General features: G+C 73.5%; 15 protein-coding genes and 1 pseudogene. 6 read left to right on the top strand and 10 right to left on the bottom strand.

The window, feature by feature from the left end:
• Positions 1-49 precede the first annotated feature (49 nt).
• Positions 50-961, bottom strand: coding sequence for a MerR family transcriptional regulator (locus LG395_RS36895; RefSeq protein ID WP_225813358.1), 912 nt, complete (start codon positions 959-961; stop codon positions 50-52).
• A gap of 48 nt (positions 962-1,009) precedes the next feature.
• Here LG395_RS36895 and LG395_RS36890 point away from each other — a divergent pair, with 48 nt between their 5' ends.
• A complete protein-coding gene (locus LG395_RS36890; RefSeq protein ID WP_225813356.1) occupies positions 1,010-1,663 on the top strand; it encodes a GNAT family N-acetyltransferase in 654 nt (217 codons plus the stop codon).
• Here LG395_RS36890 and LG395_RS36885 read toward each other — a convergent pair.
• The 6 genes from LG395_RS36885 to LG395_RS36860 form a co-directional block, all read right to left on the bottom strand.
• Entirely contained in the window at positions 1,630-2,817 is a 1,188-nt protein-coding gene (locus tag LG395_RS36885) for a YncE family protein (protein WP_171152640.1), read from the bottom strand. The two genes, LG395_RS36890 and LG395_RS36885, sit on opposite strands and share 34 nt — an antisense overlap.
• Positions 2,817-3,593, bottom strand: a complete 777-nt coding sequence (locus tag LG395_RS36880; protein ID WP_225813346.1) for a polysaccharide deacetylase family protein — start codon at positions 3,591-3,593, stop codon at positions 2,817-2,819. The genes LG395_RS36885 and LG395_RS36880 overlap by 1 nt, the downstream gene beginning before the upstream one ends.
• A 70-nt stretch (positions 3,594-3,663) precedes the next feature.
• A complete protein-coding gene (locus tag LG395_RS36875) occupies positions 3,664-4,272 on the bottom strand; it encodes an ATP-binding protein (RefSeq protein ID WP_171152644.1) in 609 nt (202 codons plus the stop codon).
• 194 nt (positions 4,273-4,466) lie between these two features.
• Complete coding sequence (locus tag LG395_RS36870; RefSeq protein ID WP_225813345.1) at positions 4,467-5,234, bottom strand: enoyl-CoA hydratase/isomerase family protein; 768 nt, start codon at positions 5,232-5,234, stop codon at positions 4,467-4,469.
• A gap of 79 nt (positions 5,235-5,313) precedes the next feature.
• Positions 5,314-6,543 carry a L,D-transpeptidase gene (locus LG395_RS36865; RefSeq protein ID WP_225813343.1) on the bottom strand — a complete coding sequence of 410 codons (1,230 nt, stop codon included), beginning with the start codon at positions 6,541-6,543 and terminating at the stop codon, positions 5,314-5,316.
• 157 nt (positions 6,544-6,700) lie between these two features.
• Positions 6,701-7,924: a L,D-transpeptidase gene (locus LG395_RS36860; protein WP_225813340.1), complete on the bottom strand. Its 1,224-nt coding sequence runs from the start codon at positions 7,922-7,924 to the stop codon at positions 6,701-6,703.
• Between the two features lie 230 nt (positions 7,925-8,154).
• Between LG395_RS36860 and glgX the strand changes: the two genes are divergently transcribed.
• The 5 genes and pseudogenes from glgX to LG395_RS36835 all read left to right on the top strand — a co-directional run bounded on the left by glgX (position 8,155) and on the right by LG395_RS36835 (position 13,765).
• Positions 8,155-10,398, top strand: coding sequence for a glycogen debranching protein GlgX (gene glgX, locus LG395_RS36855; protein WP_372463515.1), 2,244 nt, complete (start codon positions 8,155-8,157; stop codon positions 10,396-10,398).
• Positions 10,399-10,511: 113 nt separating this feature from the next.
• Positions 10,512-11,018, top strand: a complete 507-nt coding sequence (locus LG395_RS36850) for a SigE family RNA polymerase sigma factor (protein WP_171152654.1) — start codon at positions 10,512-10,514, stop codon at positions 11,016-11,018.
• Between the two features lie 10 nt (positions 11,019-11,028).
• Positions 11,029-11,619: a hypothetical protein gene (locus LG395_RS36845; protein WP_225813338.1), complete on the top strand. Its 591-nt coding sequence runs from the start codon at positions 11,029-11,031 to the stop codon at positions 11,617-11,619.
• A 167-nt stretch (positions 11,620-11,786) separates the two neighbouring features.
• A pseudogene (locus LG395_RS36840) lies at positions 11,787-12,503 on the top strand (dolichyl-phosphate beta-glucosyltransferase); the annotation flags it as partial.
• A gap of 23 nt (positions 12,504-12,526) precedes the next feature.
• Positions 12,527-13,765, top strand: a complete 1,239-nt coding sequence (locus tag LG395_RS36835) for a putative hexosyltransferase (protein WP_372463514.1) — start codon at positions 12,527-12,529, stop codon at positions 13,763-13,765.
• A 13-nt stretch (positions 13,766-13,778) separates the two neighbouring features.
• Here the strand turns inward: LG395_RS36835 and LG395_RS36830 are convergent, their stop codons facing one another.
• From LG395_RS36830 to LG395_RS36820, 3 genes are all read right to left on the bottom strand, one after another.
• A complete protein-coding gene (locus LG395_RS36830; RefSeq protein WP_171152658.1) occupies positions 13,779-14,642 on the bottom strand; it encodes an alpha/beta fold hydrolase in 864 nt (287 codons plus the stop codon).
• 70 nt (positions 14,643-14,712) lie between these two features.
• On the bottom strand, positions 14,713-16,593 hold the full coding sequence (locus LG395_RS36825) for an ABC transporter ATP-binding protein (RefSeq protein WP_225813336.1): 1,881 nt from the start codon (positions 16,591-16,593) through the stop codon (positions 14,713-14,715).
• Complete coding sequence (locus tag LG395_RS36820; RefSeq protein ID WP_225813324.1) at positions 16,590-18,389, bottom strand: ABC transporter ATP-binding protein; 1,800 nt, start codon at positions 18,387-18,389, stop codon at positions 16,590-16,592. The genes LG395_RS36825 and LG395_RS36820 overlap by 4 nt, the downstream gene beginning before the upstream one ends.
• Positions 18,390-18,563 lie beyond the last annotated feature (174 nt).

Here is an 18,563-nt window from a genome sequence, read left to right as displayed (position 1 = left end):
CTTTTGTTCGTGTTTCTCATGCCGTGCTGGCGTACTGACGCTGGTCAGGTTAACGGCCCGCACGAAAGCGCAGTGCGGCGACCACCCAGGCGAAGTCCTCGGCGTGCGGTGGCGCGGGCTGCCGGTTCACCACGGCGACCAGCTCCCGGTAGCGGGCCACACGCTCGTCGAAGCCGGCCGTCATGCGCTCCAGTGCCTCGCCCCGGTCGGCGTCGCCGAACAGTTCGTCCAGCACCTCCTCCGCGCCGGGTCCGGTGGGGTCGACGCCGCGCTCGCGGACCGGCGCCACCAGCTCCACGAGCCGCCTGGCGAACCACAGCGACCGTCCCCGCGGCTCGCCGGGCCGCCGGTCGGCCGCGTTGAACTCGACGGCCCGGCGCATCTGCGCCCGGAACGCGGGGTCCTGGAGCATCTCGGCCAGCTCCACCCAGGCGTCCACCTCCTCGGGCGTGGGGTCCTCCGCAAGGTGGACGGCCGTGCGCCGCATCCGTTCCCGGACGTCCGGGTCCACGGTGTCGAGCCCGTGCAGCGCCTCCGCCACGAACTCCTCCATGATCCGCTGCCGTTCGGCGGCGGACAGTCGGGCCAGCTTGTTCACCAGTGTCATCTCCTCAGCGGTCGCACCGCGTCGCGCTACGGCGGACAGCACCGCCCGGGTCACCCCCAGCGACCGGATCTGCGCGTCCAGCGCCGCCGCGTGGGTGGCCGCGACCTGGGCCACGGTCCGCTCGCCGGCCAGCACCGCGCGCACGTCCGCCAGGCCGAGGCCCAGTTCGCGCAGGGTGCGGATCAGCTCCAGGCGTGCGGCGCTCTCGGCGTCGTAGAGCCGGTAACCGCCGGCCGACCGGGTCACCGGGGTGAGCACCCCGGCGTCGGACCAGTAGCGGATGGTGCGCACACCCAGTCCGGTGGCGCGGGCCAGCTCGCCGATGGTGAGAAGTCCGGTGCCGTCCTCGATCATGTCTGCGAGTCTGGGCCTTCCAGTGGGTGGAGACTCAAGGAGCGGGCCGTGGAGACGTTGCGGGACATTCTCGATGCGGCGGCGGCCGGTGTCTTCCCGCCGGCGGACGGCGGTACGACGGTCGTGGCGCAGCCCTCACCGCGGGACGCCGGGGTGCTGTCCTTCACCGCGCACTCGGTGGTCGTCACCGACGAGGACCCTCAGTGGGTGTACGAAACGCTGCGCGGCCTGGACTGCGATCCCCTGGCGGCCACGCTGAACCCGCGCTTCCTGACCGCCCTCCTGGACCGGACCGGACGCCGGGCCGAGACCGTCGACGCGGTGCTGGTGGGCGACCCGCTGCCGGGCGGACCCCCGCTCGCGCTGACGGAGATCGAGGACGCCGGGCACCCCCGGATCCGGTACGCCCGGGGGCGCCGGGACGAGGTGCGGGCCTGGGTGACCGACGGCGGGGTGCTGGTGATGGGGCGCGGGCTCGCCGGGCGGCTGGAGGTGTCCGTCGAGGTGGCCGAGGACGTGCGGCACCGGGGGCTCGGGCGGCTGCTGGTGACCGCCGCCCGGCAGCTGGCCGCGGAGCCGCTGTGGGCCCAGGTGGCGCCGGGGAACGCCCGCAGCCTGCGGGCGTTCCAGGCCGCCGGGTACCGTCCGGTGGGCGCGGAACTGCTGCTTCAGCGGAAGACGCCGGTGTGTCCCAGTGAGTAGCGGCCCGGCTGGGGGTAGACGGCCAGGCCGTGCGGGCCGCTGCCGACCTTGATGCGGGCCAGCTGGGCGCCGGTGCGGGTGTCGATGGCGTACACCTCGGCGTTGTAGCGGCCGGAGAGCCACAGGACCTTGCCGTCGGCGGAGACCCCGCCCATGTCGGGGCTGCCGCCGCCGGGCAGGTGCCACTTCTTGGTGAGCCGGTTGCGGGTGAAGTCGAAGACCGAGATGGTGCCCTCGCCCCGGTTGGAGATGTACATCTCGCGGGAGTCGCGGCTGACGTAGAGGCCATGGGCGCCCTTGCCGGTGGCGAGGAACCGGGGCCGGGTGAACTTGTCGCCGTCGAGGATCCACAGGCCGTCCGCCATCATGTCGGCGATGTAGAACAGCTTGCCGTCCGGGGAGATCTTGACGTCCTGCGGCATGGCGCCGTGCAGCGGCAGCTTCTCCTGGCCGACGACCTTCATCCGCGCCGTGTCGACCTTGAGGATCTCGCCGCTGAACTCGCAGGAGACGATGAAGTAGCGGCCGTCGATGGAGAAGTCGGCGTGGTTGACGCCGTAGCAGCTGACCGGGAGCGCCTTGACGACCTTCATGGTGTGCGCGTCGCGGAAGACCAGCTGGCGGTCCATGGAGGCCATGACGACGGCGTACTTGCCGTCGGGCGTGAAGTACAGGTTGTACGGGTCGTGCACGGAGACCGGTTCGCCGGCCCGGCCGGTCCGCGGGTCGATGGGGGTCAGGCTGTTGCCGAGGTCGTTGTTGACCCAGAGGGTCTTCAGGTCCCAGGACGGCACGACGTGCTGGGGCTGGCGGCCGACCCGGATGGTCTCGACGATCCGGTAGGTGGCGGGGTCGATGACGGTGACGGTGTCGGAGTTGGTGTTGGGGACGTACACCCGGGAGGGGAAGCCCTTGACCACGGGCGAGAGCCGGTTCGGCCGGTCGGCGGCGTAGAGGTCGGCCGGGTCGTCGACCGGTGGCATCCCCGGCAACACGTCGACCAGCGGCTTCTTCACCTTCGGCTGGACCGGCGCCTTGCTGCCGACGGGCTCGTCCGCGTGGTCGCGGGACCCGCCGCCGCACGCGGAGAGCAGCGTCAGGGCGGTGACGGCGGCACCGGCGGCCAGCAGGCGGGCGGCTTTCGTGGTTCGCATCAGCTCAGCAGCTCCGTGGTGGTGACCGCGCGCAGTCCGCGGCGGCCGAGTTCGGACAGGAGGTCGGGGAGGGCGGCGACCGTGTCGGGGTATCCGAAGTGCAGGCTCACCACCGATCCGTTGCGCGCGCCGGCGAGGACCTCGCGGGTGACGGCGGCGGCGCCGGGGCGGGTGTAGTCGAGCGAGTCGACGTCGTACGACAGCACGTGCGGGTAGCCGGCGGCGCGGGCCAGCCGGGCGACGAGCGGGGAGGCGGCCGGGGCGCGGGAGGGGCGGAACCAGGTGCCGATGGAGCCGGTGAGCCGCTTGAGCCGGGCGGCGCAGTCGGTGATCTCCCGGCGGGCCTCCGCCTCGGGCAGCGTGTTGACGCCGATGTGCCGCTGGGTGTGGTTGCCGAGGTCGTGGCCGCCGTCGAGGATGCGGCGGGCGAGGTCCGGGTGCTGGTCCAGCCAGGTGCCGACGGCGAGCACGGTGAGCCGCGCGCCGCGCTGTTCGGCGGTGTCGAGCAGGGTGCGGGCGAGGGCGGGGTCCCCCTGGCCGTGGAAGGTGAGGGCGACCTGGGGGCGGGTGCGGGGGCCGTGGGTGATCTGGGCGGGTTGGCCGGGGTAGGCGCGGGGTTCCGGCGGGGGTGCCGACGGGGAGCGCTCGGGGGCGGCCGGAACGGGGGGCCGGACGGCGTGTCCGGTGCCGCATCCGGCGGCGAGCGCACCGCCGGCGACGATTCCGGCGCCGGTGCGCAGCACATCACGGCGGTGGGTGGGGGTCACCTGCACCATTTAAGGGGCGATCGGTGAGAAACAGGGCGATTGGCGCCGCGGATGGCGCAACCGGACGCCCCGCCGGTCCTCAGCGGTCGGCGACCCGCATCTCGAACCACGTCGTCTTGCCCCGCGGCAGCAGGTCCACGCCCCAGCGGTCGGCCAGTTTGTCGACGAGGAACAGTCCGCGCCCGCTGACGTCCAGTTCCTGGACCGGCATCAGGCAGGGCAGCCCGCGCGAGGGGTCGCGGACCTCGACCCGGATCCAGCCGGTGCGGCGGCGCATCCGCAGACCGAAGACGCGGGCGCCGGTGTGCCGTACGGCGTTGCCGACGAGTTCCGACACGAGCAGGACGGCGTCCTCGGCCAGTTTGGGGGTGAGCCGCCAGGTGCGCAGGACGACGACCTGGGCGAGCCGGCGGGCGGTGGCCGCGGACTCCGGGCGGGACGGCAGCGGGACCTCCGCCTCGGTCGGGTTCCCGAACAGTTCGAGCGCCTTGAGTCCCTGTTCGTCCTCGACCGCGGGTGACCAGCGCGCCGCGGCCGCACGGCTGTCTCCCCGCGGCTGCTCGATGCCCTCCAGCCCCGCCATGCCCCCATGATGGCCGTCCGGAGCCGTCTTGGGGGCCGTTCCGGAGGAATACGCCCCCCGCACGCCCCCGCCCCGCACCCGCCGATCGGCATATGCCGTTGGCATGTCGATGTCCGGTGCTGCCCGGTTGACCTGCGGCGACGGCTCACTTCCGGGCAATCGTCGGACCCCCTCGACGAGGCAGGCTTAAGGTTGCGATAAGGCTCCCATAAACCGCCCCATCGGGGGACCCGAATGAGACGACGCGTCAATTGCAAGACCCCGCGCGCAAGCCGGCGGGCCGTCCACGCGGTTGACGGTCAGACGAACTTGGCCTTGCCCGGCCCCTCCTCCACGAAGCTGCGCATGCCGCGCTCGCGGTCCTCGGTGGCGAACAGACCGGCGAACCAGTTCCGTTCGACGGCGAGCCCGGTGTCGATGTCGGCCTCCAGGCCGGTGTCGACGGACTCCTTGGCCGCGCGCAGCGCGATGGCCGGACCCTGGGCGAGCCGCGCGGCCCAGGCGTGCGCCTGCTCGTACACCTCGGCGGCCGGCACGACACGGTCCACCAGGCCGACGGCGAGGGCCTCGTCGGCCTTGACCTGACGGCCCGTGAAGATGAGGTCCTTGGCCTTGGAGGGGCCGATCAGCCGGGGCAGCCGCTGGGTGCCGCCGGCGCCCGGGATCAGGCCGAGCAGGATCTCGGGCTGGCCGAGCTTGGCGTTGTCGGCGGCGATGCGGTAGTCGGCGCACAGGGCCAGCTCGCAGCCGCCGCCGAGGGCGTAGCCGGTGATGGCCGCGACGACGGGCTTGGGGATGCGGGCGACGGCGGTGAAGGAGTCCTGCAGGGCTCGGGAGCGCCGGACCATCGCCGCGTGGTCCATGGTCTGCATCTCCTTGATGTCCGCGCCCGCCGCGAACACCCGCTCGCCGCCGTAGATCACCACGGCGCGCACGTCGTCGCGGTCCGTGGCCTCCTCGGCCAGCTCCTTCAGCCGGTCCTGGGTGGCGATGTCCAGCGCGTTCATCGGCGGCCGGTCGAGCCGCAGGGTGCCGACGCCTTCGGCGACTTCGAGAGAGACGGTCATGGGGGTCAGGTTAACGGCCACTAACGACAATGGGCCCGGTGCCGTAGGTCACAGCACCGGGCCCTTACGTCGGACGGGGCTACTTCTTCCAGTCGGCCCACGACATGTTCCAGCCGTTGAGGCCGTTGTCGGGGGCCACCGTGGCGTCGTGGGAGTTCTTGACGACGACCACGTCGCCGATCAGCGAGTGGTTGAAGAACCAGGCCGCCGGTACGGAGCCGTCGTAGCCGCCGCGCACGTCGCGCAGGCCGACGCAGCCGTGGCTGGCGTTGTAGTTGCCGAAGGCGTCGCCGCCCCAGTAGTTGCCGTGGATGAAGGTGCCGGAGTTGGTGAGGCGGATGGCGTGCGGGACGTCCTTGATGTCGTACTCGCCGCCGTAGCCGACGGTTTCGCCGTTCATCCGGGTGACGGCGAGCTTCTCGCTCATGACCATCTGGCCGTTCCAGGTGTCGTAGCCGGGCTTGCCGGTGGTGACCGGGATGGTCTTCACGACCTTGCCGTCCTGGGTGACCTTCATCGTGTGCTTCTTGGCGTCCACGACGGAGACCTGGTTGCGGCCGATGGTGAACTTCACGGTCTTGCGCTGCTTGCCGTAGACGCCGTCGCGGCCCTCGACGCCGTCCAGGTCGAGGTCGACGGTGACCTTGGTGCCTGCCTTCCAGTACTTCTCGGGGCGGAAGTCCAGGCGGTCGTTGCCGAACCAGTGGCCCTCGACGTCGACGGCCGGCTCGGTCTTGACGCGGATGGCCTTCTCGACCGCGTCCGGGCTGGTGATGCCCCGGGTGAAGCGTATGGAGAACGGCATCCCGACGCCGACGGTGGAACCGTCCTCGGGGGTGAAGTAGCCGACGAAGGTGTTCTTCGGGGTCAGCGTGGTGAAGGTGGAGTCCTCCGCGGCCTCGCGGCCCTCGGAGTCCTTGGCGACCGCGTGCACCGTGTACTTGGTGCCGGCGGCCAGATGGGTCGACGGCGTCCAGGAGGCGCCGCCGCCGGATATCGCGCCCTCGACCTTCTCGCCCTTGGCGTCCTTGACGGTGACCTCGGTCAGCCGGCCCCGGGCGACGTCGACCTTGAGCGCCCCGCTGGTGTCGACGCCGGTGGCACCGGCCTTGGGCGCGATGCTGACCGCGGCCGTGGACTGGCCGCCCTTCCGGCCGCCGCCGTCCTTGCCCTTGCCGTCACCGGAGCCCGAGTCGCCGCCCCCGCCGCACGCGGCGAGCGACAACGCCAGGGCGCCGGCTATGACCGCCAGCGCCCCACGGCCTTGCCGCCCCCGAGCCGACGCCCCCGCCACAGGCCGCGTGTTCACGTTGTTCTCCCCTCCAGCGGCCCTGGTCAGGCCGCTCCCCACCACATTGTGCGCGCATATTAACCGCCTGGATTTGAGCGGGGTGTCAGCCGAATGTCACCGTTCCGTCGCAACTTCCGCCCGGCACCCGCGCCGCGCGCCCCGCCCCCTCACCTGGTTACTTCACCGCGCTGCCCGCCTTCCATTCCTTCCAGCCCATGTTCCAGCCGCCGAGGCCGTTGTCGGGGGCGACGGTCTTGTCCTTGCTGTTGACCACCTCGATGACGTCGCCGACGAGGCTGCGGTCGAAGAACCAGCCCGCCGGGGTGTCCGAACTGCCGCCCTTGACGTCCATGAGTCCCACGCAGCCGTGGCTGACGTTGACCTGTCCGGGGGCTTCCGGCGCCCAGTAGTTGCCGTGCAGGAAGGTCCCGGAGTCGGTGAGCCTCATGGCGTGCGGGACGTCGGGAATGTCGTACTCGGCGCCCAGCCCGACCGTCTGGCTGTTCATGCGGGTGACCTCCAGCATGTCCATCACCACCATCTTCCCGTTGTACGTCGGGTGCTGGGGGGCGCCCGCGGTGATGGGGACGGTGGCGAGGAGGTGTCCGTCGCGCCGGACGTCCATGGTGTGCCGGGCCGCGTCGACCACGGAGACCTGACTGCGGCCGACGGTGAAGGCGAACGTCTTGTCCTGCAGCCCGTAGATCCCGCGGGCGCCCTGGACGTCCCGCAGGTCCAGGTCGACGGTCACCTCGGTGCCGGGCTTCCAGTAGCGCTCGGGACGGAAGTCCAGGCGGTTCTTGCCGAACCAGTGCGGGCGGATCTCCACCGGGGGCTTCGCGCTGACCCGGACCGCGCGCTGGACGGCGGCACGGTCGGTGATCTCCTGGCTGAAGGAGAGCGAGACGATCATGCCGGTGCCGACGGTGGCGCGGTTCTCGGGGCTGACGTAGGCGATGAACCGCCGGTCGGGGACGTAGGTGGTGAACGTGGTGTGCCGGGCCGAGCGGCGGCCGTGGGGGTCCAGCGCGACCGCGTCGACGGTGTACCTGGCGGCCAGCGCCAGCCGGTCCTCGTCGGGCCGCCAGGTCAGCCCGTCCTCGCTGATGTGCCCCGGGACCGGGGTGTCCTGCGCGTCCTGCGACCTGACCACGGTCACCTTCTCCAGGCGCCCGCCGGGCACCCGCACCTGTAGCCGGTCACCCGGACGGACGGCCTTGCTGCCGTCGTCGGGGGTCACCCGGATGATGTCCTCGGGAGCCGGGGGCTTGCCCACCGGCCCGCCCATGCCCAGGGGGCCCGAGCCGTTCATGGAGCAGCCCGCGAGCAGCCCCGCCCATGTCAGTACGGCGGCCAGCGCGGCCCCCGCGCGCCGTGCGCGTCCAGTTGCGTGCCTCACGCGAGACCCAACGACCGGGCCCGCTCCGGGGAAACGTGAGTGCGAGCCACGCGCTGGGCAGAACAGAGGGAAGGACGACACATCGGGGGTCTCCCCGCAGGGGACCCCCGGGCCCGCGTCGGAGCCGTCGGGGCGCGGCCGGACCGGGTGGCCGGGGTGCCGGGAGCGCCCCGGCCACCCGGCGCGGCCGGCCGCGCCCCTCGGGCGAGCCACTGGGAAGAGGGGCGACAGTGACGAGCGCAGCCGAGCAGCGGGCACCGGCCGGGATGCCGGCCGCGGGGAGCGGGCAACCGGCGGCGGTGAACGGCGCCCGGCGTGCCGTACCGCCGGTCCCGGCCGTGTGGCCGGGTGCGCCGACCCCGCTGGGTGCCCGGTTCCGGGTCGGTCCGGACGGGGTCGCGGGCACCAACTTCGCGCTGTGGGCGGCCGGTGCGGAGGCGGTCCGGGTGTGCCTGTTCGACGAGGGCGGCCGGGAGACGCAGATCCCGCTGACCGAACTGACGCACGAGATCTGGCACGGCTTCGTGCCCGGGGTGATGCCCGGACAGCGCTACGGCTACCGGGTGGACGGCCGCTGGGACCCGTGGACCGGCGCCCGCTGGAACCCGGCGAAGCTGCTGCTGGACCCGTACGCACGCGCGGTGGACGGCGAGTTCGGCCTCCCGCCGGAGGTGTACGGGCACGTGCGGGACTGGCCGGAGCAGTCGGTCGCCGACACCGTGCGCGACGAGCGGGACTCGGCGCCGTACGTTCCGAAGGGGGTCGTCGTCCACGACGACGACGACTGGTCCGACGACCGGCGCCCCAAGACGCCGTGGGCCGACTCGGTGATCTACGAGCTGCACGTGCGGGGCTTCACCAAGCTGCACCCCGGCGTCCCCGAGGAACTGCGCGGCACCTACGCGGGACTGGCGCACCCGGCCGCGATCGACCACCTCGTCGGGCTGGGCGTCACGGCCGTCGAGCTGCTGCCGGTGCACCAGTTCGCGCACGAGGACCACCTGCTGCGCCGGGGCCTGAGGAACTACTGGGGTTACAACTCCATCGGCTACTTCGCCCCGCACGCGGCCTACGCGGCCTCCGGTACGACCGGCCAGCAGGTCGGCGAGTTCAAGCGGATGGTGCGCGCGCTGCACGCGGCCGGCATCGAGGTCATCCTGGACGTGGTCTACAACCACACCGCGGAGGCCGGCGAGCTGGGCCCCACGCTGTCCCTGAAGGGCGTCGACAACCGCGGCTACTACCGGCTCCAGGACGACGCCCGCCGGTACGCCGACTACACCGGCTGCGGCAACACCCTGCACGTGGTCCGCCCCCAGGTGCTGCGCCTGATCACCGACTCGCTGCGCTACTGGGTGACCGAGATGGGCGTCGACGGCTTCCGCTTCGACCTCGCGGCGGCGCTGGCCCGCTCGATGCACGACGTCGACATGCTCTCCCCGTTCCTGGCGGTCATCGCCCAGGACCCGGTGCTGCGCCGGGTGAAGCTGATCGCCGAGCCGTGGGACATCGGCTCCGGCGGCTACCAGGTGGGCGCCTTCCCGCCCCTGTGGACCGAGTGGAACGACCGCTACCGCGACGCGGTCCGCGACTTCTGGCGGCACGCCCTGCCCGACGTGCGCGAGATGGGCTACCGCCTCTCCGGCTCCAGCGACCTGTACGCCTGGGGCGGCCGGCGCCCCTACGCCTCCGTCAACTTCGTCACCGCGCACGACGGTTTCACCCTGCGCGACCTGGTGTCGTACGAGACCAAGCGCAACGAGGCCAACGGCGAGAACAACCGGGACGGCACGAACGACAACCGCTCCTGGAACTGCGGCGCCGAGGGCGAGACCGACGACGCGGGCGTACGGGCCCTGCGCCGCAGGCAGCTGCGGAACCTGCTGACGACCCTCCTGCTGTCCACCGGTGTGCCCATGCTGGTCGCGGGCGACGAACTGGGCCGCACCCAGCGCGGCAACAACAACGCCTACTGCCAGGACAACGAGATCAGCTGGCTGGACTGGTCGCTGCTGGAGCAGCCCGGCTGGCGGGCGCTGTACGACCTCACCTCGCGGCTGATCGCGCTGCGCCACCGGCATCCGGTGCTGCGCCGGCGGGCCTTCTTCTCCGGCCGCGCCCAGACCGCGGACGGGCTGCGCGACCTGGCCTGGTTCACCGCGCGGGGCGCGGAGATGACCGAGGGCGACTGGTACGCGCCCGCCGCCACGCTCGGCATGTACCTCTCCGGCCGGGACATCCCGGGCCGCGACGAGCGGGGCGCGCCGGTGGTGGACGACAGCTTCCTCGCCGTGCTGCACGCGGGCGAGAGTCCGACCGGCTTCGTGCTGCCCGGCCCGCCGTGGGCGCGGCGGTACGAGGTGGTCGTGGACACCTCGGCGGAGGAGCAGGACCGGGCGCCGGGCACGGTCCACCGGGCGGGGGCGGAGATCACGGTGCCGGCGCGGACGGTGCTGCTGCTGAGGGTCTGCTGAGGCCGCGCGGGAGCCGTGGGTGACGCGGATCACGTCCGCCGGGTGCAGCGCCGCCGGGGGTCCAGTGCCTTACCCCTGGTGGAGGAAGAGCCGGCGAGGACGGGGACCGTGGGATGGAGCAGACCAGGGCCGGTGAGTACGACGCGTTCGTGGCGGCCCGCTGGTCGGTGTTGTTCCATCTCGCCCGTCTGCTCACCGGCGGGGACCGGCACCGCGCCGAGGACCTGTTGCAGGAGTCCTTGGTCAAGCTGTGGTTCGTCTGGCCGAGGGTCGCCGACGAGGCGCCGGAGGCGTACGTGCGCAAGGTGCTGGCGCGGGCCGCGGCCCGCTCGGCGCGGCGGCGCTGGTGGGGCGAACGGCCGGTGGAGGAGCTGCCCGAGGTGGCGGTGTCCGGTGACGTGTCGGCGACCGTGGCCGAGCGGTCCCGGCTGGAGGCCGCGCTCGCCCAGCTGACGCCGCGGCAGCGGGCCGCCGTGGTCCTGCGTTACTACCAGGACCTGCCCGACCGGCAGGTCGCGGAGGCACTGGGCTGCCCGGTGGGCACGGCCCGGTCGCATGCCGCGCGCGGCGTGGCCCGGCTCCGCGGGCTGCTGGCCGACGTCATCGAGCCGGTGGGGTGAGGGAGGACCCATGGAGCGCAGGGACCGCACGGATCACGGGGAAGACCGCAGGGCCGCGCCGGACGGCACGGACCGTTTCGAGCGGGAGCTGACGCGGCTCATGCACCGGGCCCGGCAGCCGGTGCCGTTCGAGGTGCGGCACCGGGAGGCGCTGCGCGCGGGAGTGCGCGCCCGGCGCCGGGTGCGCGCGGCGCGCCGGGCCGCCGGTTCCGTGCTGGCGGCGGCCGGGCTGGGCCTGGGCCTGTTCCTGTGGCCGCACGGCCACACCGCCGACCGGCCCACCGCCCCGCGCCCCCGGCCCGCGCTGAGCCCGGCGCCCGCGCCGAGCACCTCGCCGTCGCGGTCGCCGTCCGGGACGCCGGGTCCGCCGCCGTCCTCGTCGTCCTCGCCGTCGTCCACGCCGACGTCCACGCCGACATCGACGCCGTCGTCCACGCCGACATCGACGCCGACGGGCCTGCCGTCACCGGGCGACACCGCGACCACCTCCGCCCCGCCCACCGCCCCGGAGAGTTCGACGACCGCCACGCAGCGGCCGCCGACGGCCACCGCCCGGGGCGACAGCACCACGCCACCGGCCACCGCGACGGCGAGCGACTAGCCCCACCTGCCCTACCTCGCGCGTCGCACCCGCGCATGCCCTTCCGTGCGCCCTGTCCACTGGAACAAACAGGTACTTACGTGACATACATCCGACCGAGCCGATCGGCACGACCGGTCCGGCCGAGCGCATCACCGGCCGCGGCACCCCGGCGCACCCCCCTGCGGATGCCCCAGGAGGACCCCGTCCTGGACGTGACCGTGCCGGTGTTCAACGAGGAGAAGGACCTGGAGCCCAACGTCCGGCGGCTGCACGCGCACCTGCGGGACGGCTTCCCCTACCCGTTCCGGATCACCATCGCCGACAACGCGAGCACCGACCGGACCCCGGTCATCGCCGCCCGGGTCGCCGGCGAACTCCCGGAGGTGGTCTCGCTGCGGCTGCCCGAGAAGGGCCGCGGCCGGGCGCTGCGGGCCGCCTGGTCGGGTTCCCGGGCGCCCGTGCTGGCGTATCTCGACGTGGACCTGTCCACCGGTCTCACCGCGCTGCTGCCGCTGGTGGCCCCGCTGATCTCCGGCCACTCCGACCTGGCCATCGGCACCCGGCTGGCGCCCGGCGCCCGGGTGGTGCGCGGGGCCCGGCGCGAGGTCATATCCCGCTGCTACAACGCCCTGCTGCGCCGCACGCTCGCCGTCGGCTTCTCCGACGCGCAGTGCGGGTTCAAGGCGGTCCGGCGGGAGACCGCCGAGCGGCTGCTGCCGCTGGTGCGGGACGGGGAGTGGTTCTTCGACACCGAGCTGCTGGTACTCGCCGAGCGGGCGGGCCTCAGGATCCACGAGGTGCCGGTGGACTGGGTGGACGACCCGGACAGCAGCGTCGACATCCTCGCCACCGCCCTGGCCGACCTGCGCGGGATCGTACGGATGCGGCGCACCCTGAGCCGCCGCCGGCCCGGGCCGGCGCTCCGGTGACCGCGATCCTGCCCGGCGCCCGCAAGCCGGCGCCCGAGGCCGCGCCCGTCTCCCGGCCGCGGGCCGCCGTCCGCCGCCACGGACCGGTCCTCGCCCTGTTCGGCACGCTGAAGCTGGCCGGTTTCTGCTCGTTCCTGTACCTGCTGTCCTCCACCGGGGACTACCGCACCCGGCACCCGCGGTTCGGCGGCGGCGCACACCCCTGGGACGTGCTGGCCACCTGGGACGGCTGGTGGTACCAGCAGATCGCGCTGCACGGCTACGACCCGAAGCTCGTCCCGGTCCCGGGCGCCACCGGCCTGATCACGCTGGAGGGCAACTCGGCGGCGTTCTTCCCGCTCTACCCGGCCCTGATGCGGCCGGCCTCGGCCGTCACCGGTCTCGTCCCCTACGGCGCCGGGCTGCTCGTCTCCGTCGTCGCCTCCTTCGTCGCCGCCCTCGGCGTGTACGCCGTCGCCGAGCGCTTCGGCGGCAGGCGGGCCGGGCTCGCGGCGGCCGGGCTGTGGGCGGTGTGGCCGGGCTCGGGGGTGGAGTGGGCGGTCTACTCCGAATCGCTGTACGTGGCCCTGGCCGCCTGGGCCTGCCACGCCGTCCTGACCCGCCGCTGGCTCACCGCCGGCGTGCTCACCTTCGCGGCCGGTCTCAACCGGCCCACGGCCGCCGCGCTGATCGCCGCGCTCGGCGTGGCCGCGCTGCTGTCCCTGCGCCGGCGGGAGGACGGCGTCCTGCGCCCGCTGCTGGCCACGGCCCTCGCCCCGCTGGGACTGCTCGGCTACCTGCTCTGGGTCGGCGACCGCATGGGCGACCTGGGCGGTTACTTCCGCCTCCAGTCGGGCGCGTGGGCGCACAGCTTCGACTACGGCGCGCAGACCCTGGACGTGCTGACGTCCGTGCCCGTGGGCAGGTTCGACTACCTCTTCGCCTACCCCTTCGCGGACGTCGTCTCCGTCGCCGTCATCCTGCTCGCCTGCGCGCTGCTGCCGCTGCTGCTGCGGCTGCGCCCGCCGGCGGTGCTGGTGGTGTACACCGTGCTGACCCTGGTCCTGGTGCTCGGCAGCCAGCAGATCGTCGCGAACATCTCCCGCTACCTGCTGCCCTGCTTCCCGCTGTTCCTGCCGCTCGCGGTGGCCATGCGCCGGCTGAGCCTGCCCGTGCAGTGCACGCTGCTGGGCATCGCGGCCCTGGCCTCCGGCTCGTACGCCGGGTACGCGCTGTTCGAACTGGGGGTGCCGTGACCGGGCCCGCCGACTAGGTGGGCTGTCCCGGGACGTCGGCCGGGCCCAGGAACGCCGCGACGGCGGCCACGAACCGGTCGGCGTCGTCGAGCCACGGGTAGTGTCCGGCGCCGGACTGGACGACGAGCTCGGCGGCCGGGAACAGGTCCGCGAACTCGGCCGTGGTGCCGGGAGGGGCTCCCGGGTCGACCTCGCCGGCCAGGAGGAGGACGGGCCGCGGGAACCGGGCGAGCGCGGCGCGGGTGGCCGCCGGGGCGAAGGCTCCTTCGGCGCCGAAGGCGGCGACGAGCTCCGGGTCCGTCCGCTCGTCCTGGGCCGCCTGGCAGGCCTGGGCCGCCGCGTCCCAGCGGCCGTGGGAGAACGGTGCGACGGCCTGCCAGCGGTCGGGGGTGGCCTCCCCCGCCACGATCGCCTCCAGGGCCGCGAACGCCTCCGGGAACCACGGCTCCCCCCGGCGCAGCCGCGCGGTCCGGAGCCGGAGGTCACCGGTGATCGTGAGGCCGACGGCCCGGACGCTCGGCGTGATCAGCGCGAGCCTGCCGACGCTGTCCGGGTGGCGGCTCGCGCAGAGCACGGCCAGGTTGGCGCCGGCGCAGTGCGCGAGCAGGTCCACCCGGTCCAGGCCCAGGTGTTCGCGCAGCGCCTGGACGTCGTCGACGAGCCGGTCGCAACGGCAGGACGCGGTGTCCCGCGGTGCCGCGGACCGGCCGGTGCCCCGCAGATCCAGCCTGATCACCTGCCGGTGCGCGGACAGCCCGCCGAGGTCGGCGAGGTAGGCGGAATCCGCCGGGCCCCCGGGCAGACAGACCACCGGGGGGCCGTCCCCGGCCACGTGGTAGGCGAGCCGGGTCCCGTCGTACGCCGAGAAGGAAGGCATGACCGGGAACCCTGTCAGCCGCGTACCGACGGGGGCAACCGGGTTTCGGCGGACTTGCGGACCCCGCACGTCAGGCCAGGCTGTCCCGCCACGCCTTGTGGAGGTCCGCGAACCGGCCGGTGCCGCCGATGAGTTCATCCGGGTGGCCGTCCTCGACGATCCGGCCGTGTTCCATCACCAGCACCCGGTCCGCGATCTCGACCGTGGAGAGCCGGTGCGCGATCACCACCGCGGTACGGCCCCGCAGCACCGTCGCCATGGCCCCCTGCACCGCCCGCTCCCCCGGGATGTCCAGCGAGCTGGTCGCCTCGTCCAGGATCAGCACGGCCGGGTCGGCGAGCAAGGCGCGCGCGAAGGCGACCAGTTGGCGCTGACCGGCGGAGATCCGGCCGCCGCGTTTGCGGACGTCGGTGTCGTAGCCGTCGGGCAGGGCGCTGATGAACTCGTGCGCGCCGATCGCCTTCGCGGCCCGCTCGATCTCCTCCCGGGTGGCGTCGGGCCGGCCGAGGGCGATGTTGTCGGCGACCGTGCCGGAGAACAGGAACGCCTCCTGCGTCACCATGACCACCCCGCGCCGCAGTTCGGGCATCGGCAGCTCGCGCAGGTCCACGCCGTCCAGCAGCACGCGCCCGGCGGAGGGGTCGTAGAACCGGGCGAGCAGCTTGGCCAGGGTCGACTTGCCCGCGCCGGTGGAGCCGACGACCGCGACCGTCTGCCCGGCGGGCAGGGTCAGGTCGAAGCGGGGCAGCACCTCGCCGCCGGTGCGGTAGGCGAACCTGACCCCGTCGAAGACGACCTCGCGTCCCGGGAATTCGCCCTTGCGCGGCGGCAGTTCGCGTGGGTGCTCCGGCTCCGGCACGGAGGGCGTCTGCGCCAGCAGCCCGGCGATCTTCTCCAGGGAGGCGGCGGCCGACTGGTAGGAGTTCAGGAACATGCCGAGCCGGTCGATGGGGTCGTACAGCCGGCGCAGGTACAGCACGGCCGCCGCCAGCACACCCAGTTCCAGCGAGCCGCCCGCCACCCGGTGGGCACCCCAGAGCACGATCCCGGCGACCGCGGTGTTGGCCACCAGCCGGGAGCCGACCACATAGCGGGCCATCTCCAGCAGGGAGTCGCCGTTCGTGCGTTCGTGCCGCGCGTTCAGCACGGCGAACTCGGCGTCGTTCGCGGCCTCGCGGCGGAAGGCGCGCACCGGCCGGATGCCGTTCATCGTCTCCACGAACTTCACGATCACCGCCGCGATGGCCGTGGACCGCGCCCCGTACACCCGCGCCGCGCGCCGCCGGTAGAGCCGGACGAGCAGGTACAGCGGCAGGAAGGACGCCACCGCGACCGCGCCGAGGCCGGGGTCGAGCCAGAGCAGCGTCGCGGAGATGTAGACGAAGGACAGGACGATGGTCACCAGTTCCTGCAGACCCTCGTCGAGGAGTTCGCGCAGCGACTCGACGTCCGTGGTGGAGCGGGAGATCAGCCGGCCCGAGGTGTACCGCTCGTGGAAGTCGACGCTCAGCGCCTGCGCGTGCCGGAAGATCCGCCCGCGCAGGTCGAGCAGCACGTCCTGGCTGACCCGGGCGGAGACCTCGATGAACGCGAACTGCAGCGCGCCGGAGGCGAGGGCGCACAGCAGGTAGCCGGCGGCGACCGCGAACAGCGGCCCGTCGCGGTCGTCCCGGAACGCCGGTACGGCGGTGTCGATGGCGTACGCCACGAGCAGCGGGCCCGCCTGCACCGCCGCCTGCTGGAGCAGCAGCAGGAGCGTGGTGAGCGCGACCCGGGCCTTCATGGGCGCGAGCAGCGAGCGCAGCAGGGCGGCGGTGGCGCCGGGCGGGCTGGGCAGGACGTCCCGGTCGAACCGGTCGCCCGCGCCGCCCGGGTCGTCCGCGTCCCGGTGACGGGCCGGTCCGTCACCGTCGTCGTCGACGGCGGGCGTGGAGGGGGTCGTGGTGGTCAACGGGAGTCCTCCTGTTCCCCGGACATCAGACGGGCGTACTCGGCGTTCTCGCGCAGCAGTTGCTGATGGGTGCCGACGGCGGCGACGCGGCCGCCCGAGAGCAGGGCGACGCGGTCGGCGAGCAGCACGGTGGACGGGCGGTGGGCCACGATCAGCGCGGTGGTGTCGGCGAGCACCTGGCGCAGCGCGGCCTCCACGGCGGCCTCCGTGTGCACGTCCAGGGCGGACAGCGGGTCGTCCAGGACCAGGAACTCCGGCCGGCCGACCACCGCGCGGGCCAGCGCGAGGCGCTGGCGCTGGCCGCCGGACAGGCTCAGGCCCTGCTCGCCGACGCGGGTGTCGGTGCCCTGCGGCAGCGCGTGCGCGAAGTCGGCCTGGGCGATGGCGAGGGCCCGGTCCAGCTCCGCCTTCCCCGCGGCGTCCCGGGCGCCCATGAGCACGTTCTCCCCGACGCTGGCGGAGAACAGCGTGGGTTCCTCGAAGGCCACGGCGACTCTGCCGCGCAACTCCTCGCGGGACATGGCGGCGATGTCCACGCCGTTGAGGGTGATCCGCCCGGAGGTCACCTCGTGCAGCCGGGGGACGAGCGCGGTGAGGGTGGTCTTCCCGCTGCCGGTGGCCCCGACGAGGGCCATGGACTCACCGGGGCGGACGTGCAGGTCGACGGCGGTCAGCAGGGGCGGGGAGCCGGGAGGCGCGTCGGGGTAGCGGAACGACACGTTCTCGAACCGGAGTCCCGGCGCGGCGGCAGGGTCCGCGCCACCGCGCGAGCGCGCGCCTCCGGCCGCGGCCCCGTCCAGCCGGTCCTCCGGCTCCTCGTCCATCACCTCGAAGTACCGCTCCGTGGCGGTCGCCGCCTCCTGACTCATCGCCAGCAGGAACCCGATCGAGTCCACGGGCCACCGCAGGGCGAGCGCCGTGCTCAGGAAGGCCACCAGCGTGCCGGCGGACAGCTGCCCGTCGGCCACCCGCAGCACCCCCAGCACCAGCGCCGCCCCGATCGCCACCTCCGGCAGCGTCACGATGACACCCCAGATCGTGGCCAGCAGCCGCGCCTTGCGCAGCTCCGTGCCCCGGAGCCGGCCGGCGAGTTCACGGAAGGCGCGCGCCTGGCTGCGGTGGCGGCCGAAGCCCTTGATGACGCGGATGCCGAGCACGCTCTCCTCGACCAGCGTCGTCAGGTCGCCGATCTGGTCCTGGGCGCGCCGCGCCACCTGCGCGTACCGCCGTTCGAAGACCACGCACGTCCACACCACGGGGACGGCGGGGCCGAGGATGACCAGCCCCAGCACCCAGTCCTGGAGCAGCATGATGACCAGGCCGACGAGGATGGTGACGCCGTTGACGAGGAGGAACGTCAGCGGGAAGGCGAGGAACATGCGCAGCAGCATCAGGTCGGTGGTGCCGCGCGAGAGCAGCTGGCCGGACGCCCAGCGGTCGTGGAAGGCCACCGGCAGCCGTTGCAGACGCCGGTACAGCGCGGCACGCATCTCCGCCTCGACGTGCGACAGCGGCCGGGCCACGAGCCAGCGCCGTATGCCGAACAGGACCGCCTCGGCGATGCCGAGCAGCAGCAGGTACAGCGCGCCGAGCCAGACGCCCGCCGGGTCGCGGCCGGCGACCGGCCCGTCGACCATCCACTTCAGGACGAGCGGGATCACCAGCCCCGTACAGGAGGCGACGACCGCGACGAAGGCGGCGGTGAACAGCCGGGCGCGCACGGGACGGACGTACGGCCACAGCCTGAGCAGGGTCCGTACGGCGGATCGGTCGGTGGTTTCACGTGTCGTGGCCATCAACCGCGAGCGTACGGACCGGCACTGACAACGCCCACCGAGTTTCGGCCCGGCTCCGCCCGGACCTCGGTCGCGTCGCGGGACCGGCGCGGGTACGGACAGGCGCGGGCGGTGCCGGTCCCCCCTCACCCGGCCGGGTGACGTGTTCCGCCGGACGGGCCGCCTCGGGGAAAA

It is taken from the genome of Streptomyces spinosus (assembly GCF_020400655.1).
Taxonomy (GTDB): Bacteria; Actinomycetota; Actinomycetes; order Streptomycetales; family Streptomycetaceae; genus Streptomyces; species Streptomyces argyrophylli.
Note: the sequence above shows the minus strand (reverse complement) of the source record. Positions and strands in the feature narration are given on the sequence as shown.

What these genes read in the sequence shown, in the direction of transcription:
- LG395_RS36895 (WP_225813358.1), bottom strand. Translation starts at nt 961, where the DNA reads ATGATCGAGGACGGCACCGGACTTCTCACCATCGGCGAGCTGGCCCGC.
- LG395_RS36885 (WP_171152640.1), bottom strand. Translation starts at nt 2,817, where the DNA reads ATGCGAACCACGAAAGCCGCCCGCCTGCTGGCCGCCGGTGCCGCCGTC.
- LG395_RS36880 (WP_225813346.1), bottom strand. Translation starts at nt 3,593, where the DNA reads ATGGTGCAGGTGACCCCCACCCACCGCCGTGATGTGCTGCGCACCGGC.
- LG395_RS36875 (WP_171152644.1), bottom strand. Translation starts at nt 4,272, where the DNA reads ATGCCAACGGCATATGCCGATCGGCGGGTGCGGGGCGGGGGCGTGCGG.
- LG395_RS36870 (WP_225813345.1), bottom strand. Translation starts at nt 5,234, where the DNA reads ATGACCGTCTCTCTCGAAGTCGCCGAAGGCGTCGGCACCCTGCGGCTC.
- LG395_RS36850 (WP_171152654.1), top strand. Translation starts at nt 10,512, where the DNA reads ATGGAGCAGACCAGGGCCGGTGAGTACGACGCGTTCGTGGCGGCCCGC.
- LG395_RS36845 (WP_225813338.1), top strand. Translation starts at nt 11,029, where the DNA reads ATGGAGCGCAGGGACCGCACGGATCACGGGGAAGACCGCAGGGCCGCG.
- LG395_RS36830 (WP_171152658.1), bottom strand. Translation starts at nt 14,642, where the DNA reads ATGCCTTCCTTCTCGGCGTACGACGGGACCCGGCTCGCCTACCACGTG.
- LG395_RS36820 (WP_225813324.1), bottom strand. Translation starts at nt 18,389, where the DNA reads ATGGCCACGACACGTGAAACCACCGACCGATCCGCCGTACGGACCCTG.